Annotated in this window: 13 protein-coding genes; 10 read left to right on the top strand and 3 right to left on the bottom strand. The window is 40.2% G+C overall.

Annotation, left to right across the window (positions count from 1 at the left end; all coding sequences use genetic code 11):
• Positions 1–99: 99 nt before the first annotated feature.
• The 7 genes from ADG81_RS00160 (at position 100) to ADG81_RS00130 (ending at position 8,121) form a co-directional block, all read left to right on the top strand.
• Positions 100–465 (top strand): Asp23/Gls24 family envelope stress response protein, encoded by a 366-nt coding sequence (locus tag ADG81_RS00160; RefSeq protein WP_000216437.1) that lies wholly within the window; start codon positions 100–102, stop codon positions 463–465.
• Positions 466–467: 2 nt separating this feature from the next.
• Positions 468–2,135, top strand: coding sequence for a DAK2 domain-containing protein (locus ADG81_RS00155; RefSeq protein ID WP_020902726.1), 1,668 nt, complete (start codon positions 468–470; stop codon positions 2,133–2,135).
• A gap of 200 nt (positions 2,136–2,335) precedes the next feature.
• Positions 2,336–4,036 (top strand): acetolactate synthase large subunit, encoded by a 1,701-nt coding sequence (locus tag ADG81_RS00150; RefSeq protein ID WP_000411735.1) that lies wholly within the window; start codon positions 2,336–2,338, stop codon positions 4,034–4,036.
• The gene (gene ilvN / locus ADG81_RS00145) at positions 4,029–4,505 is read left to right on the top strand and encodes an acetolactate synthase small subunit (RefSeq protein WP_020902727.1); all 477 of its coding nucleotides are present in this window, start codon (positions 4,029–4,031) and stop codon (positions 4,503–4,505) included. The genes ADG81_RS00150 and ilvN overlap by 8 nt, the downstream gene beginning before the upstream one ends.
• Before the next feature lie 169 nt (positions 4,506–4,674).
• Positions 4,675–5,697 carry a ketol-acid reductoisomerase gene (gene ilvC / locus ADG81_RS00140; protein ID WP_000290683.1) on the top strand — a complete coding sequence of 341 codons (1,023 nt, stop codon included), beginning with the start codon at positions 4,675–4,677 and terminating at the stop codon, positions 5,695–5,697.
• A 113-nt stretch (positions 5,698–5,810) separates the two neighbouring features.
• Entirely contained in the window at positions 5,811–7,061 is a 1,251-nt protein-coding gene (gene ilvA / locus ADG81_RS00135) for a threonine ammonia-lyase IlvA (RefSeq protein WP_000952976.1), read from the top strand.
• Positions 7,062–7,905: 844 nt separating this feature from the next.
• Positions 7,906–8,121, top strand: coding sequence for a hypothetical protein (locus ADG81_RS00130; RefSeq protein WP_001130036.1), 216 nt, complete (start codon positions 7,906–7,908; stop codon positions 8,119–8,121).
• A 90-nt stretch (positions 8,122–8,211) separates the two neighbouring features.
• Here the strand turns inward: ADG81_RS00130 and ADG81_RS00125 are convergent, their stop codons facing one another.
• Positions 8,212–8,952 carry an amino acid ABC transporter ATP-binding protein gene (locus ADG81_RS00125; protein WP_000189477.1) on the bottom strand — a complete coding sequence of 247 codons (741 nt, stop codon included), beginning with the start codon at positions 8,950–8,952 and terminating at the stop codon, positions 8,212–8,214.
• Positions 8,952–10,517, bottom strand: a complete 1,566-nt coding sequence (locus tag ADG81_RS00120) for an ABC transporter substrate-binding protein/permease (protein WP_049550552.1) — start codon at positions 10,515–10,517, stop codon at positions 8,952–8,954. Before ADG81_RS00120 ends, ADG81_RS00125 begins: the two co-directional genes overlap by 1 nt.
• Positions 10,518–10,656: 139 nt before the next feature.
• On the opposite strand from ADG81_RS00120, the gene ADG81_RS00115 reads away from it, so the two are divergent.
• Together ADG81_RS00115 and ADG81_RS00110 are read left to right on the top strand one after the other, a co-directional pair.
• Positions 10,657–12,546, top strand: a complete 1,890-nt coding sequence (locus ADG81_RS00115) for a DUF2207 domain-containing protein (RefSeq protein WP_049550551.1) — start codon at positions 10,657–10,659, stop codon at positions 12,544–12,546.
• Between the two features lie 60 nt (positions 12,547–12,606).
• Positions 12,607–13,452, top strand: coding sequence for an undecaprenyl-diphosphate phosphatase (locus ADG81_RS00110; RefSeq protein WP_000280780.1), 846 nt, complete (start codon positions 12,607–12,609; stop codon positions 13,450–13,452).
• Between the two features lie 146 nt (positions 13,453–13,598).
• Here the strand turns inward: ADG81_RS00110 and dinB are convergent, their stop codons facing one another.
• The gene (dinB, locus tag ADG81_RS00105; RefSeq protein ID WP_049550550.1) at positions 13,599–14,660 is read right to left on the bottom strand and encodes a DNA polymerase IV; all 1,062 of its coding nucleotides are present in this window, start codon (positions 14,658–14,660) and stop codon (positions 13,599–13,601) included.
• 237 nt (positions 14,661–14,897) lie between these two features.
• Between dinB and pflB the strand changes: the two genes are divergently transcribed.
• Entirely contained in the window at positions 14,898–17,222 is a 2,325-nt protein-coding gene (gene pflB, locus ADG81_RS00100) for a formate C-acetyltransferase (protein WP_049550549.1), read from the top strand.
• Positions 17,223–17,299: the final 77 nt, after the last annotated feature.

Below are 17,299 nucleotides of genomic sequence, written 5' to 3'. Positions count from 1 at the left end.
TTTGAAAAATAGAGTAAATATCCGCTGATACAGTATTCTGCTTTTACACTTGGGCTGAAATATGATAAAATAGAGTATCAACTAGTTGAGGTAAAAAGGATGACTGTAAAAATTAATACAAAAGATGGTCAAATCGAACTAACAGATGAAGTGATTGCAACCGTCGTAGGTGGAGCAGCAACTGAAATTTTTGGTGTGGTCGGTATGGCTAGTAAAAATGCCCTCAAAGATAATTTCCAAGCCCTTCTAGGTAAGGAAAATTATTCTAAAGGTGTCGTCGTAAAGGCGGCCGAAGATGGCAGTATTGCAGTTGATGTATATACCGTGTTGAGCTACGGAACAAAGATTAGCGAAGTGTCAAAAAACATTCAAGAGCGTGTTCGTTTTAGTTTGGAAAACCAACTTGGAATTACTGCTCAGACTGTAAATGTCTACATTCAAAATATCAAAGTTGTAGGAGAATAACCGTGTCAAAAATTACTACTAGCTTATTTCAAGAAATGGTGCAGGCTGCATCAACTCGCTTGAATAAGCAAGCTGAATATGTCAATTCATTAAACGTCTTTCCAGTTCCAGATGGAGATACTGGAACAAACATGGGAATGACCATTGAAAATGGAGCTAAAGAAGTTGCAGACAAGCCAGCTTCTACAGTTGGCGAGGTAGCGAGCATTCTTGCCAAAGGTCTTTTGATGGGTGCGCGTGGAAACTCAGGCGTTATTACGTCTCAGCTTTTCCGTGGATTTTCACAAGCTATCAAGGATAAAGACGAGTTAACAGGTCAAGACTTGGCCCTTGCCTTCCAATCAGGTGTAGAAGTTGCCTATAAGGCAGTGATGAAACCAGTTGAAGGAACGATTTTGACAGTTTCTCGTGGGGCTGCTATCGGTGCTAAGAAAAAAGCTGAGCAGACAGATGACGCTGTTGAAGTCATGCGTGCAGCCTTAGAAGGTGCTAAAACCGCTCTAGCTAAAACGCCAGATATGCTTCCAGTCTTGAAGGAAGTTGGCGTTGTGGATTCAGGTGGTCAAGGACTGGTCTTTATCTACGAAGGTTTCCTTTCAGCCCTTACTGGCGAATATATCGCATCTGAGGACTTTGTAGCGACTCCGGCCAACATGAGTGAAATGATCAATGCAGAACACCACAAGTCTGTAGCTGGTCATGTAGCGACTGAGGACATTACCTTTGGTTATTGTACTGAAATCATGGTAGCTCTTAAGCAAGGTCCAACCTATGCCAAAGATTTTGACTACGACGAATTCCGTAACTACTTGAATGAGCTTGGAGACTCTCTCCTCGTTGTTAACGATGATGAAATTGTTAAAGTCCATGTCCATACAGAAGATCCAGGACTTGTTATGCAAGAAGGTCTCAAATATGGTAGCTTGGTCAAGGTAAAAGTTGACAATATGCGTAACCAACACGAAGCACAGGTTGAGAAAGAAGTTGCTCAAGTTAGCAAACCAGCTGAAGAAAAAGAATATGCTTTGATTGCTGTGGTGGCTGGTAAAGGTCTAGCAGATATCTTCCGTTCTCAAGGTGTGGATTATGTTATTGAAGGCGGTCAAACTATGAACCCTTCAACTGAAGACTTTATCAAGGCTGTTGAACAGGTCAACGCTCGTAACATTATCTTCCTGCCAAATAACAAGAATATCTTCATGGCAGCTCAATCTGCAGCAGAAGTTTTGGAGCAACCAGCAGTAGTGGTAGAAGCTCGTACTCTTCCTCAAGGTTTGACAAGTCTTCTTGCCTTTGATCCAAGCAAGTCCATCGAAGAAAACCAAGAGCGTATGACAGCTGCTCTTAGCGATGTCGTTAGCGGAAGCGTTACAACAGCTGTTCGTGATACAACCATTGATGGCTTAGAAATCCATGAAAACGATAATCTTGGTATGGTGGATGGAAAAATCCTCGTGTCAAACCCTGACATGCACCAAACCTTGACAGAAACATTGAAACATATGTTGGATGAAGATAGTGAAATCGTAACCTTCTATGTTGGTGAAGATGGAAGCGAAGAACTTGCTAATGAAATTGCTCAAGAAATCGCAGAAGAATTCGAAGACGTTGAAGTCGAGATTCACCAAGGTCAACAACCTGTTTACCCATACCTATTTAGTGTAGAATAAGATTAATGAAGGACTGAGAAATCAGTTCTTTTTTCTTTTTTAGTAAATGAAATCGGTATCTTTTTTATAAAAACAAAAATAACATTCATAAATAAACTTTAAAATAGAAAATTCAGAAAATTTCTTCTTTTCTCTTGAAAAATTTTGAAAAAATGGTATGATAGTAACAAGTTATTTTTAAGAGAAGAGAAAGGGGAACAATGGAGAAAATCAGTTTAGAATCTCCTAAGACGGGGTCGGATCTAGTTTTGGAAACACTTCGTGATTTAGGAATTGATACCATCTTTGGTTATCCTGGTGGTGCAGTCTTGCCTTTTTATGATGCGATATATAATTTTAAAGGCATTCGCCACATTCTAGGACGCCATGAGCAAGGTTGTCTGCATGAAGCTGAAGGTTATGCCAAATCAACTGGAAAGTTGGGTGTTGCCGTCGTCACTAGCGGACCGGGAGCAACAAATGCTATTACAGGGATTGCGGATGCCATGAGCGACAGTGTTCCCCTTTTGGTCTTTACAGGTCAGGTGGCGCGAGCTGGGATTGGGAAGGATGCCTTTCAGGAGGCAGACATTGTGGGAATTACCATGCCAATCACTAAGTACAATTACCAAGTTCGGGAGACAGCTGATATCCCTCGAATCATTACGGAAGCTGTCCATATCGCGACTACAGGCCGTCCAGGGCCAGTTGTCATTGACCTACCTAAAGACGTATCTGCTTTAGAAACAGACTTCATTTATTCACCAGAAGTGAACCTACCAAGCTATCAGCCAACTCTTGAGCCAAATGATATGCAAATCAAGAAAATCTTGAAGCAATTATCCAAGGCTAAAAAGCCAGTCTTGCTTGCTGGTGGTGGGATTAGTTATGCTGAAGCAGCTGCAGAATTAAATGAATTTGCAGAACGCTATCAAATTCCAGTGGTAACCAGTCTTTTGGGACAAGGAACGATTGCAACGAGTCATCCACTCTTCCTTGGAATGGGAGGCATGCACGGGTCATTCGCAGCTAATATTGCCATGACGGAAGCTGATTTTATGATTAGTATTGGTTGTCGTTTCGATGACCGCTTGACGGGGAATCCTAAGACCTTCGCTAAGAATGCTAAGGTTGCTCATATTGATATTGACCCAGCCGAGATTGGCAAGATTATCAGTGCAGATATTCCTGTAGTTGGAGATGCTAAGAAAGCTTTGCAAATGTTGCTGGCTGAACCGACAGTTCATAACAATACTGAGAAATGGATTGAGAAAGTCACTAAAGACAAGAACCGCGTTCGTTCTTACGATAAGAAAGAGCGTGTAGTTCAACCGCAAGCTGTTATTGAACGAATTGGTGAATTAACTAACGGAGATGCTATTGTGGTAACAGACGTTGGTCAACACCAAATGTGGACAGCTCAGTATTATCCCTACCAAAATGAACGTCAGTTAGTGACTTCAGGTGGTTTGGGAACGATGGGATTTGGAATTCCAGCAGCAATCGGAGCTAAAATTGCTAATCCAGATAAGGAAGTAGTCTTGTTTGTTGGGGATGGCGGTTTCCAAATGACTAACCAGGAATTGGCTATTTTGAACATTTACAAGGTGCCAATCAAGGTGGTTATGCTGAACAACCACTCGCTTGGAATGGTTCGCCAGTGGCAGGAATCCTTCTATGAAGGTAGAACATCTGAGTCGGTCTTTGATACTCTTCCTGATTTTCAATTGATGGCACAAGCTTATGGAATTAAAAACTATAAGTTTGACAATCCTGAGACCTTGGCCCAAGACCTTGAAGTCATCACTGAGGATGTTCCTATGCTAATCGAGGTAGATATTTCTCGTAAGGAACAGGTGTTACCAATGGTACCAGCTGGTAAGAGTAATCATGAGATGTTGGGGGTGAAGTTCCATGCGTAGAATGTTAACAGCAAAACTACAGAATCGATCAGGAGTCCTCAATCGCTTTACAGGTGTCCTATCTCGTCGTCAGGTTAATATCGAAAGCATCTCTGTTGGAGCAACAGAAGATCCGAATGTATCTCGTATCACCGTTATTATTGATGTAGCTTCACATGATGAGGTGGAGCAAATTATCAAACAGCTCAATCGTCAAATTGATGTGATTCGCATTCGAGATATTACAGACAAGCCTCATTTGGAGCGCGAGGTAATTTTGGTTAAGATGTCAGCGCCAGCTGAGAAGCGAGCTGAGATTCTAGCGATTATTCAACCTTTCCGTGCAACAGTTGTAGACGTAGCACCAAGCTCGATTACCATTCAGATGACAGGAAATGCTGAAAAGAGTGAAGCTCTGTTGCGAGTCATTCGACCATACGGTATTCGCAATATTGCTCGAACTGGTGCAACTGGATTTACCCGCGATTAATACTCTTCGAAAATCTCTTCAAATCACGTCAGCTTTGCCTTGCCGTACTCAAGTACAGCCTGCGGCTAGCTTCCTAATTTGCTCTTTGATTTTCATAGAGTATAAAAATATTTTAAATTTGTTAATCCAGCCTAAAAGGCAATAAATAATAGAAAAGAGAGAAAAAACTATGGCAGTTCAAATGGAATATGAAAAAGATGTTAAAGTAGCAGCACTTGACGGTAAAAAAATCGCCGTTATCGGTTATGGTTCACAAGGACATGCGCATGCTCAAAACTTGCGTGACTCAGGTCGTGATGTCATCATCGGTGTACGTCCAGGTAAATCTTTTGACAAAGCAAAAGAAGATGGATTTGACACTTACACAGTAGCAGAAGCTACTAAATTGGCTGATGTTATCATGATTTTGGCACCAGACGAAATCCAACAAGAATTGTACGAAGCAGAAATCGCTCCAAACTTGGAAGCTGGAAACGCAGTTGGATTTGCTCATGGTTTCAACATTCACTTTGAATTTATCAAAGTACCTGCAGATGTAGATGTCTTCATGTGTGCTCCTAAAGGACCAGGACACTTGGTACGTCGTACTTATGAAGAAGGATTTGGAGTTCCAGCTCTTTACGCAGTATACCAAGATGCAACAGGAAATGCGAAAAACATTGCCATGGACTGGTGTAAAGGTGTTGGAGCAGCACGTGTTGGTCTTCTTGAAACAACTTACAAAGAAGAAACTGAAGAAGATTTGTTTGGTGAACAAGCTGTACTTTGTGGTGGTTTGACTGCCCTTATCGAAGCAGGTTTCGAAGTCTTGACAGAAGCAGGTTACGCTCCAGAATTGGCTTACTTTGAAGTTCTTCACGAAATGAAATTGATCGTCGACTTGATCTACGAAGGTGGATTCAAGAAAATGCGTCAATCAATTTCAAACACTGCTGAGTACGGTGACTATGTATCAGGTCCACGTGTAATTACTGAGCAAGTTAAAGAAAACATGAAAGCTGTTTTGGCAGACATCCAAAATGGTAAATTTGCAAATGACTTTGTAAATGACTATAAAGCTGGACGTCCAAAATTGACTGCTTACCGTGAACAAGCAGCTAACCTTGAAATTGAAAAAGTTGGTGCAGAATTGCGTAAAGCAATGCCATTCGTTGGTAAAAATGACGATGATGCATTTAAAATCTATAACTAATTGATAGAAATTAAGGTGAAGGCGAGTTGGGGGACTAACTCGCTTTTATAATCAATTCATCTCTTTTTAAAAGGATGGATTGAGATAAGTATGAAATAGTCTAGGAGAAAATGATGTTAAGTTCAAAAGATATAATCAAGGCTCATAAGGTCTTGAATGGTGTGGTCGTTAATACACCACTGGATTATGACCATTATTTATCGGAGAAGTATGGTGCTAAGATTTATTTGAAAAAGGAAAATGCTCAACGTGTTCGTTCTTTTAAGATCCGTGGTGCCTATTATGCCATTTCGCAGCTCAGCAAGGAAGAGCGTGAGCGTGGGGTAGTCTGTGCTTCTGCGGGGAATCATGCGCAGGGAGTTGCCTATACTTGTAATGAGATGAAAATTCCTGCTACTATTTTTATGCCAATTACAACTCCGCAACAAAAAATTGGACAAGTTCGCTTTTTTGGTGGGGACTTCGTGACTATTAAATTAGTTGGAGATACTTTTGATGCCTCAGCCAAAGCAGCTCAAGAATTTACAGTTTCTGAAAATCGTACTTTTATTGATCCTTTTGATGATGCCCATGTTCAGGCAGGTCAAGGAACAGTTGCTTATGAGATTTTAGAAGAAGCTCGAAAAGAATCGATTGATTTTGATGCTGTCTTAGTTCCTGTTGGAGGTGGTGGTCTCATTGCTGGGGTTTCTACCTATATCAAGGAAACAAGTCCAGAAATTGAAGTTATCGGAGTAGAGGCTAATGGGGCACGTTCCATGAAGGCCGCCTTTGAAGCTGGTGGACCTGTTAAACTCAAAGAAATTGACAAATTTGCGGATGGGATTGCTGTACAAAAGGTAGGTCAATTGACCTATGAAGCAACTCGTCAACATGTTCAAACCTTAGTAGGTGTCGATGAGGGACTGATTTCTGAAACATTGATTGACCTTTACTCTAAGCAAGGGATTGTCGCAGAACCTGCTGGAGCGGCTAGTATCGCCTCTTTAGAGGTTTTGGCTGAATATATCAAGGGGAAAACCATTTGTTGTATCATTTCTGGAGGAAATAATGATATCAACCGTATGCCAGAAATGGAAGAGCGCGCCTTGATTTATGATGGGATCAAGCATTACTTTGTGGTTAATTTTCCACAGCGTCCAGGGGCCTTGCGTGAGTTTGTAAATGATATCTTGGGGCCAAATGATGATATCACACGTTTTGAGTATATTAAGCGAGCTAGCAAGGGGACAGGACCAGTATTAATTGGGATTGCCTTGGCAGATAAGCATGATTATGCAGGCTTGATTCGTCGAATGGAAGGTTTTGATCCATCTTATATTAACTTAAATGGTAATGAAACGCTCTATAATATGCTTGTCTGAGGACTAATAAAAAAATATCATATTATTTGCACAACTGATGTATAGGTGCTATAATGAGGGTGAAGAAAGGGGGCGATTCCTATGGACTTAGGAAATCGATTACGCTATTTCTATCACAAGTCATTATAGTACCTATTATTTTTTGATTCAGTTTATAGTAAGAGAGTAAAATTACTTGTTATATATAAGGAGTATTTTTAGAATCCACTATTTTATATATGTCTAATCTGAAATTTGGTTAAATATAATAGGAATTAGAAAAAATAATCAATACTAATGAGAAACCTTATACTGAGTTAACTGAGAAGAGTGATAAGATACTAAGAAGATAAAAACAGTGGAAAATGTTAGAAGATAGGATACTATTGTCTCCTAACGACTCATCTTTTTATAGGTTTGAAGAAATAAAAAGGAATATTGATAAAGTAAATAAATAGTACCAGTTGATCAAGTGAAAAGTGCTTATAAAGGCAGGAAGAATATCAAAGAAGGAGAAGAGAAATAATAGTTAGTAATAGTGTGGAGAGAAAGTCTTTCACTATTAGAAGTATTGTTTTAAAGTTGGATAAATAGAATAAAGTTGAAGATAAAACCTGTCTAACCTATCCCGAACTGGCATTTGTAAATTATGAATATTTTTACAAACAAAAGAGTTAATAATACAATTATTTTAAAGGTATTTACTAATGGTTTATAGTAAGTAAAAACCTATATATTATCGGCTTTAATAAGATAGTAACAGAAAAATAAATCATTAATTTTATTGAATATATGTTTTTTTATTGACAAAACACATAAAAACGTATACAATTAAATATCGTAAAGAAGAAAATAGGAGAAGGACATGGCTAAGTCAAACTTTGAAAAAGTAGAATCAGTTGTTGGCTGGGTTCGTGATAAGAAGATCACAGGCTACCGTATCTCTAAAGAAACGAATGCGCGTGAAATGTCTATCATTGCTCTAGCGCAGGGTCGTGCAAAAGTAAAAAATATTTCATTTGAAACAGCTCTAGGTTTAATTGATTTCTATGAAAAAAATCATGAAAAATTTGAAGATTAATCTTTGGATAATGGCGGATTCTTGAATAGGGTCTGCCTTTTCATTTTTTGGCTAGTAAAAAGACTGCACGGTTGATGCAGCCTTTTCTTTTTATTTGAGATAGCGTTGAAGGAATTCTTTTGTACGGTCTTCTTTAGGATTAGTGAAGAGGTCTTCTGGTTTGCCTTCTTCAGCAATCACACCCTTATCCATAAAGATAACACGATGAGAGACATCACGGGCGAATTCCATTTCGTGGGTTACAACAATCATGGTCAAGCCTTCCTGAGCCAAATCTTGCATGATTTTGAGGACTTCTCCAACCATTTCTGGATCGAGAGCTGATGTTGGTTCATCAAAGAGAATGGCGTCCGGATTCATGGAGAGGGCACGAGCGATGGCTACACGTTGTTTTTGACCACCTGAGAGTTGTTTCGGTTTTGCTTGCCAGTAGCGTTCTCCCATGCCGACCTTTTCAAGGTTTTCTTTGGCAATCTTTTCAGCTTCTGTACGTTCGCGTTTAAGGACAGTCGTCTGAGCGACAATTGTGTTTTCAAGTACGTTAAGATTTTCAAAGAGGTTAAAGGATTGGAACACCATCCCCAACTTTTCACGGTATTGCGTGAGGTCATAGCCTTTTTCGAGAACGTTTTGTCCATGATAAAGGATTTGTCCATCAGTTGGAGTTTCAAGTAGGTTAATGGAGCGTAGGAAGGTTGATTTTCCGCTTCCAGAGCTTCCGATGATAGAGATAACTTCACCCTTGTGAACAGTTAGAGAAATGTCTTTTAGCACTTCGTTTTGTCCATAGGATTTTTTGAGGTGTTTAATTTCAAGGATTGCTTGTGTCATTATTTCAAATCCTCCGTTTGCATTTGGTTAGCACCTGTAGTATAGGTATCCATGTCCATGCGGCGTTCGATGAAGCGTAGGATACGTGTTACGGTGAAGGTGAGGACAAAGTAAATCACGGCGATGATTGTAAATGTCTGGAAGTATTGATAGGTTTGTGTTGCTACGGTATTTCCTGAGAAATAAAGTTCGACAACAGAGATAACGTTCAATACAGATGTATCTTTGATATTGATGACAAATTCATTACCAGTTGCTGGTAGGATGTTACGGACTACTTGAGGGAGGACAATCTTACGCATGGTTTGGTTATGAGTCATACCAAGTGCAGTTGCGGCTTCAAATTGTCCCTTGTCAACTGCTAGGATACCACCACGGACGATTTCAGTCATGTAGGCACCAGTGTTGATCGAAACGATGAAGATAGCAGCCAGTGTACGGTCAAGGTTGATACCGAAAGCTTGGGCAGTTCCATAGTAGATAACCATCGATTGAACAATCATTGGTGTACCACGGAAGATTTCAATATAGACATTGAGAATCCAGCCGACTAGTTTTTGTAGGCCATAAATGGCTTTATTCTCAGATAGAGGAGCAGTACGGAAGACACCAATGGCAAGTCCAATAATGAGACCTGTGATGGTTCCGACGATAGAGATTAAAAGAGTGACACCAGCACCACGCAAGAGTTGTTGCCAGTTTTCAGAAAGAATTTTAGCGACTTGACTAAAGAAACTACTGCTAGTCTCTTCAGTTGTTGTAGCTTCGGCAGGTTGTTCCTTGATCATACGATCCATCAAGGCAACTTGATCGTCTTTTGAAATGGTTTCAATGCTGGCATTGATTTGGCTAATACGGTTGTCATCTTTACGAAGTCCGATGGCGATAGCTGTATCTTCTTCTCCAGTTTTGAAACCTGGTTCTACTTGAACCATTTTAAACTTAGAGTTAGCAGCTTCGGCAGTCAGAGCTTCTGGACGTTCAGAAACATAGGCATCGATGACACCAGCCTCAAGAGCTTGGCGCATTTGAGCGAAGTCTCCCATGGCAGTTTCTTTTTTAGCACCCGGAATTTGTGTAATCAAGTCGTAGAGGTAGACACCTTGTTGAGAAGTGATTTTCGCACCGTTAAAGTCATCCAAAGATTTTGCGTTTGCATAAGTAGAATCTTTTTTGACTAGTAGAACTGGTTCGCTAGTATAGTAACTGCTTGAAAAGGCAATCTCTTGTTTGCGCTCGGCAGTAGGACTCATACCTGCGATAATCATGTCAATCTTACCAGAAGTAAGGGCAGGAACTAGACCTTCCCACTTTGTTTTAACAACCAAAGGTTCTTTACCTAAGTCCTTAGCGATTTTCTTGGCGATTTGAACATCGTATCCGTTAGCATACTGGTTAGTCCCATCGATTTTGACAGCCCCATTGCTATCATCATCCTGAGTCCAGTTAAAGGGAGCATATGCTGCTTCCATCCCGATGCGTAAATATTCATCGGCTTGGGCAACATTGACAAGTCCCAGCATCAGCAAGAGACTTGTGAAAATAGATAAGTATATTTTTCTCATGATTTCTCCTATTTCTAATCTATTAAAAAATAACTGCCTCCTATTTTATCGAAAAAAACTCTATTTTTCAACATAGGTAAGCCCTTACTTATGAAAAAATGATATAATGATAGCAAAGATAAAAAAGGGGACTTAGTTGATGAAAAAAACTTTTTTCTTGCTGTTATTTTGTTTGTTTTGTATGTTTCCACTCTCGGTTTTTGCCATTGATTTTAAGATAAACTCTTATCAAGGAGATTTGTATATTCATGCAGACAATACGGCAGAATTTAGACAGAAGATAGTTTACCAGTTTGAGGAGGACTTTAAGGGGCAAATCGTGGGACTTGGACGTGCTGGCAAGATGCCTAGCGGATTTGAGATAGATCCTCAACCAAAGGTTCAGGCCTCGAAAAACGGTGCTGAACTGACAGACGTTACTAGCGAAGTGACAGAAGAGGCGAATGGTTATACTGTGAAAGTCTACAATTCAGGTCAAGAAGGCGACACAGTTGAAGTTGACCTCGTTTGGAACTTAAAGAATTTACTTTTCCTTTATGATGACATCGCTGAATTAAATTGGCAACCTCTGACAGATAGTTCAGGAGCTATTGGAAAGTTTGAATTTCATGTAAGGGGAGACAAGGGGGCTGAAAAACTCTTTTTCCATACAGGGAAACTTTTTAGAGAGGGAACGGTTGAAAAGAGTAACCTTGATTATACTATCCGTTTAGACAATCTTCCGCCTAAGCGGGGAGTTGAATTGCATGCCTACTGGCCTCGAACTGATTTTGCTAGCGCTAGGGATCAGGGATTGAAAGGAAATCGTTTAGAAGAGTTTAATAAGATAGAAGACTCGATTTTTAAAGAAAAAGAGCAAAGTAAACAACTCGTTACTTGGGTCTTCCCTTCGATACTTTCTATCTCCTTGTTATTGAGTATTTGCTTCTATTTCATCTATAGAAGAAAGACCACTCCTTCCGTCAAATATGCCAAAAATCATCGTATCTATGAACCACCAATGGAATTAGAGCCTATGGTTTTATCAGAAGCAGTCTACTCGACCTCCTTGGAAGAAGTGAGTCCTCTAACAAAAGGAGCAGGTAAATTTACCTTTGACCAACTTATTCAAGCTACCTTGCTAGATGTGATAGACCGTGGGAATGTTTCTATCATTTCAGAAGGAGATGCAGTTGGTTTGAAGCTAGTAAAAGAAGATGGTTTGTCAAGTTTTGAGAAAGACTGTCTAAATCTGGCTTTTTCAGGCAAAAAAGAAGAAACTCTTTCCAATTTGTTTGCGGATTACAAGGTATCTGATAGTCTTTATCGTAGAGCAAAAGTTTCTGATGAAAAACGGATTCAAGCAAAGGGGCGTCAGCTCAAATCTTCTTTTGAAGAAGTATTGAACCAGATGCAAGAAGGAGTGAGAAATAGAGTTACCTTCTGGGGGCTTCCGGATTACTACCGTCCTTTAACTGGTGGGGAAAAGGCCTTGCAAGTGGGTATGGGGGTCTTGACTATCTTGCCCCTATTTATCGGATTTGGTTTGTTCTTGTACAGTTTGGATGTTTATGGCTATCTTTACCTCCTCTTGCCAATACTTGGTTTTCTAGGTTTGGTTTTGGCTGTTTTCTATTATTGGAAGCTTCGATTAGATAATCGTGATGGTGTCCTAAATGAAGCAGGAGCAGAAGTATACTATCTCTGGACCAGTTTTGAAAATATGTTGCGTGAGATTGCACGATTGGATCAGGCTGAATTGGAAAGTATTGTGGTCTGGAATCGCCTCTTGGTTTATGCGACTTTATTTGGCTATGCAGACAAGGTCAGTCATTTGATGAAGGTTCATCATATCCAAGTGGAAAATCCAGATATCAATCTCTATGTAGCATATGGCTGGCATAGTATGTTTTATCATTCAAGTGCGCAAATGAGCCATTATGCCAGCGTCGCAAACACAGCAAGTACCTATTCCGTATCTTCTGGAAGTGGAAGTTCTGGCGGTGGCTTCTCTGGAGGAGGAGGCGGTGGCAGTATCGGTGCCTTTTAAAGAGAACTGCCATATACTGAAAAAGTATGCTATAATGGAAGATAGAAAAAGGAGTAATCTATGTATCTTATTGAAATTTTAAAATCTATCTTCTTCGGGATTGTTGAAGGAATTACGGAATGGTTGCCGATTTCGAGTACAGGTCACTTGATTTTAGCAGAGGAGTTTATCCAATACCAAAATCAAAATGAAGCCTTTATGTCCATGTTTAATGTCGTGATTCAGCTTGGTGCTATTTTAGCGGTTATGGTCATTTACTTTAACAAGCTCAATCCTTTCAAATCGACTAAGGATAAGCAGGAAGTTCGTAAGACTTGGAGACTGTGGTTGAAGGTCTTGGTTGCCACTTTGCCTTTACTTGCCGTCTTTAAATTTGATGATTGGTTTGATACCCACTTCCATAACATGGTTTCTGTTGCTCTCATGTTGATTATCTATGGGATTGCCTTTATCTATTTGGAAAAGCGCAATGAAGCGCGTGCTATAGAGCCAAGTGTAACAGAGTTGGACAAACTTCCTTATACGACAGCATTCTATATCGGACTCTTCCAAGTTCTTGCCCTTTTACCAGGAACTAGCCGTTCAGGAGCGACTATTGTCGGTGGTTTGTTAAATGGAACCAGTCGTTCTGTTGTGACGGAATTTACCTTCTATCTTGGAATTCCTGTTATGTTTGGAGCTAGTGCCTTAAAGATTTTCAAATTTATAAAAGCAGGACAACTCTTGAGCTTTGGGCAATTGTTCTTGCTCTTGGTTGCGATGGGAGTAGCCTTTGCAGTCAGCATGGTCGCTATTCGTTTCTTGACAAGCTATGTAAAAAAACACGACTTTACCCTTTTTGGTAAATACCGTATCGTGCTTGGTAGTGTCTTACTACTTTACAGCTTTGTCCGTTTATTTGTATAAGAAAAACCTTGAAGGGGCAACTCTTCAAGGTTTTATACTCTTCGAAAATCTCTTCAAACTGCATCAGCTCTATCTGCAACCTCAAAACAGTGTTTTGAGCAGCCTGCGGCTAGCTTTCTAGTTTGCTCTTTGATTTTCATTGAGCTTTAAAATCCAGTTACGGTAATCCCCAGCAGGCGGACGCCTTTTTCTTTCTCGTCCAACTCTTCATAGAGTTGCAGGGCTAGTTGGCTTATCTGACTAGCATCCTGCGTTTTTTGATCCAGACTTTTTCGTTTAGTCAGAGTTGAAAAGTCCTCGTAGCGGATTTTCAGAATGACAATTTTTCCAGTTTTCTCTTGTTTATTGAGATTGAGAGCGACTCGTTCTGATAGGAGAGTCAGCTCTTTTTTGATGTCTTCCTCGGCACGGAGAATCTTTCCATAGGTTTTCTCTTTGCCGATTGATTTACGAATGCGATTAGATTTGACGGGGGAGTTGTGAATGCCACGAGCCTTTCGATAAAGGTCATAGCCCAGTCTGCCAAAACGGTCTATTAGAGTCACTTCAGGAACTTCAAGTAGGTCAGCGCCAGTAAAAACCCCCATTTGATGAAGACGTTCTACTGTCTTTTTTCCTACTCCATGAAACTTGGAAATATCCATTTGTTTGAGAAAATCCTCAGCCTGATCAGGTAGAATCACTGTCAGACCATGTGGTTTTTGATAATCGCTCGCCATTTTAGCTAAGAATTTGTTGTAGGAAACACCGGCAGAAGCAGTTAGATGAAGTTCCTGCCAGATATCCTCTTGAATGAGGCGAGCGATTTTGACAGCTGACTTGATACCGAGTTTATTTTCTGTCACGTCTAAATAAGCTTCATCAATGCTCATAGGTTCTATTAAATCTGTATAGCGCTTAAAAATAGCTCGAATCTGGAGGCCCACAGACTTATATTTCTCATAATTTCCTGCGATGAAGACGGCCTGGGGACAACGCTCATAGGCTTCCTTGGAACTCATGGCAGAATGGACACCAAAAGCTCGTGCCTCATAGCTACAGGTAGCAACGACTCCCCGTCCACCTGTTTGCCGAGGGTCGCTTCCGATAATGACAGGTTTTCCTCTGAGTTTAGGATTATCTCTGATTTCTACCGCAGCAAAAAAGGCATCCATGTCAATATGGATGATTTTTCTTGACAAATCATTTAACAAAGGGAAAATCAACATGCCTAGCACCTTTTTATTGCTTATTTTCTTTTATTATACCCTTTTTTCTGAAAAAAAGAAAAAAGGACTTTATTTTTTCAAAAATATAATACAGTTTAGAATGAAATATAGACTGTTTTAGAAAAGAAAGTGTAAAAACTGGGCTTTTCCACTTGTTGAAATCGGTTACTGTGTGGTATACTGGTTTCACAAATGTAACAGATGACTGTTACTAGAAAGAAAACAGAGGACATTAACATGGTTGTTAAAACAGTTGTTGAAGCACAAGATATTTTTGACAAAGCTTGGGAAGGCTTCAAAGGCGTAGATTGGAAAGAAAAAGCAAGTGTATCACGCTTCGTACAAGCTAACTACACACCTTACGATGGAGATGAAAGCTTCCTTGCAGGGCCAACAGAACGTTCACTTCACATCAAAAAAATTGTAGAAGAAACTAAGGCTCACTACGAAGAAACTCGTTTCCCAATGGACACTCGTCCAACATCTATCGCTGATATCCCAGCTGGATTTATCGACAAAGAAAATGAAGTGATCTTTGGTATCCAAAATGATGAACTCTTCAAATTGAACTTCATGCCAAAAGGTGGTATCCGTATGGCTGAAACTACTTTGAAAGAAAATGGATACGAACCAGATCCAGCTGTTCACGAAATCTTTACTAAATACGTAACAACAGTTAACGACGGTATCTTCCGTGCCTACACTTCAAACATTCGTCGCGCTCGTCACGCTCACACTGTAACTGGTCTTCCAGATGCATACTCACGCGGACGTATCATCGGTGTTTATGCACGTCTTGCTCTTTACGGTGCAGACTACTTGATGCAAGAAAAAGTAAACGACTGGAATGCAATCGAAGAAATCGATGAAGAAACAATCCGTCTTCGTGAAGAAATCAACCTTCAATACCAAGCATTGCAACAAGTTGTTCGCTTGGGTGACCTATACGGAGTTGACGTTCGCAAACCAGCGATGAACGTTAAAGAAGCTATCCAATGGGTTAACATCGCCTTCATGTCTGTTTGCCGTGTGATCAACGGTGCTGCTACATCTCTAGGACGTGTACCAATCGTATTGGACATCTTTGCAGAACGTGACCTTGCTCGTGGTACATTTACTGAATCAGAAATCCAAGAATTCGTTGATGATTTCGTTATGAAACTTCGTACAGTTAAATTTGCTCGTACTAAAGCTTATGACCAATTGTACTCAGGTGATCCAACATTCATCACAACTTCTATGGCTGGTATGGGTAACGATGGTCGTCACCGTGTTACTAAGATGGACTACCGTTTCTTGAACACTCTTGACAATATCGGTAACTCTCCTGAACCAAACTTGACAGTTCTTTGGACTGATAAATTGCCATACAACTTCCGTCGCTACTGTATGCACATGAGCCACAAACACTCTTCAATCCAATATGAAGGTGTAACAACAATGGCTAAAGACGGATATGGTGAAATGAGCTGTATCTCATGCTGTGTGTCTCCACTTGACCCAGAAAATGAAGAACAACGCCACAACATCCAGTACTTCGGTGCGCGTGTAAACGTATTGAAAGCCCTTCTTACTGGTTTGAACGGTGGTTACGACGATGTACACAAAGACTACAAAGTATTTGACATCGAACCAATCCGTGACGAAGTTCTTGAATTCGAATCAGTTAAAGCTAACTTTGAAAAATCTCTTGACTGGTTGACTGACACTTACGTAGATGCTTTGAACATCATCCACTACATGACTGATAAGTACAACTACGAAGCTGTTCAAATGGCCTTCTTGCCAACTAAACAACGTGCGAACATGGGATTCGGTATCTGTGGATTTGCTAACACTGTTGATACATTGTCAGCTATCAAATACGCTACAGTTAAACCAATCCGTGACGAAAATGGCTACATCTACGATTACGAAACAATCGGTGAATACCCACGTTGGGGTGAAGATGACCCACGTTCAAACGAATTGGCAGAATGGTTGATCGAAGCTTACACAACTCGTCTACGTAGCCACAAACTTTACAAAAACGCAGAAGCTACAGTTTCACTTTTGACTATCACATCTAACGTTGCTTACTCTAAACAAACTGGTAACTCACCAGTTCACAAAGGTGTATACCTCAACGAAGATGGTTCTGTGAACTTGTCTAAACTTGAATTCTTCTCACCAGGTGCTAACCCATCTAACAAAGCTAAAGGTGGATGGTTGCAAAACTTGAACTCACTTTCTAGCCTTGACTTTAGTTATGCAGCTGACGGTATCTCATTGACAACTCAAGTTTCACCTCGTGCTCTTGGTAAGACTCGTGACGAACAAGTTGATAACTTAGTAACAATCCTTGATGGTTACTTCGAAAACGGTGGACAACACGTTAACTTGAACGTTATGGACTTGAACGATGTTTACGAAAAGATCATGTCTGGTGAAGACGTTATCGTACGTATCTCTGGATACTGTGTAAACACTAAATACCTCACTCCAGAACAAAAAACTGAATTGACACAACGTGTCTTCCACGAAGTTCTTTCAATGGATGATGCCTTGGATGCATTGAGCTAATCAAGTTCTTTAATAATGAAATAAGTAACCCTCGGTCAGTCGACTGAGGGTTGTTTTTTGGATTATTAAATTCCTTA

The sequence above is a fragment of the Streptococcus pseudopneumoniae genome (genome assembly GCF_001070815.1).
Taxonomy (GTDB): Bacteria; Bacillota; Bacilli; order Lactobacillales; family Streptococcaceae; genus Streptococcus; species Streptococcus pseudopneumoniae_P.
Note: the sequence above shows the minus strand (reverse complement) of the source record. Positions and strands in the feature narration are given on the sequence as shown.

Bases quoted from the DNA above. Each gene is read 5' to 3' on its own strand.
- ADG81_RS00110 (WP_000280780.1), top strand. From the start codon at position 12,607: ATGTATCTTATTGAAATTTTAAAATCTATCTTCTTCGGGATTGTTGAA.
- ADG81_RS00160 (WP_000216437.1), top strand. From the start codon at position 100: ATGACTGTAAAAATTAATACAAAAGATGGTCAAATCGAACTAACAGAT.
- ADG81_RS00150 (WP_000411735.1), top strand. From the start codon at position 2,336: ATGGAGAAAATCAGTTTAGAATCTCCTAAGACGGGGTCGGATCTAGTT.
- ADG81_RS00130 (WP_001130036.1), top strand. From the start codon at position 7,906: ATGGCTAAGTCAAACTTTGAAAAAGTAGAATCAGTTGTTGGCTGGGTT.
- dinB (WP_049550550.1), bottom strand. From the start codon at position 14,660: ATGTTGATTTTCCCTTTGTTAAATGATTTGTCAAGAAAAATCATCCAT.
- ADG81_RS00115 (WP_049550551.1), top strand. From the start codon at position 10,657: ATGAAAAAAACTTTTTTCTTGCTGTTATTTTGTTTGTTTTGTATGTTT.
- ADG81_RS00125 (WP_000189477.1), bottom strand. From the start codon at position 8,952: ATGACACAAGCAATCCTTGAAATTAAACACCTCAAAAAATCCTATGGA.
- ilvA (WP_000952976.1), top strand. From the start codon at position 5,811: ATGTTAAGTTCAAAAGATATAATCAAGGCTCATAAGGTCTTGAATGGT.
- ilvN (WP_020902727.1), top strand. From the start codon at position 4,029: ATGCGTAGAATGTTAACAGCAAAACTACAGAATCGATCAGGAGTCCTC.
- pflB (WP_049550549.1), top strand. From the start codon at position 14,898: ATGGTTGTTAAAACAGTTGTTGAAGCACAAGATATTTTTGACAAAGCT.
- ADG81_RS00120 (WP_049550552.1), bottom strand. From the start codon at position 10,517: ATGAGAAAAATATACTTATCTATTTTCACAAGTCTCTTGCTGATGCTG.
- ilvC (WP_000290683.1), top strand. From the start codon at position 4,675: ATGGCAGTTCAAATGGAATATGAAAAAGATGTTAAAGTAGCAGCACTT.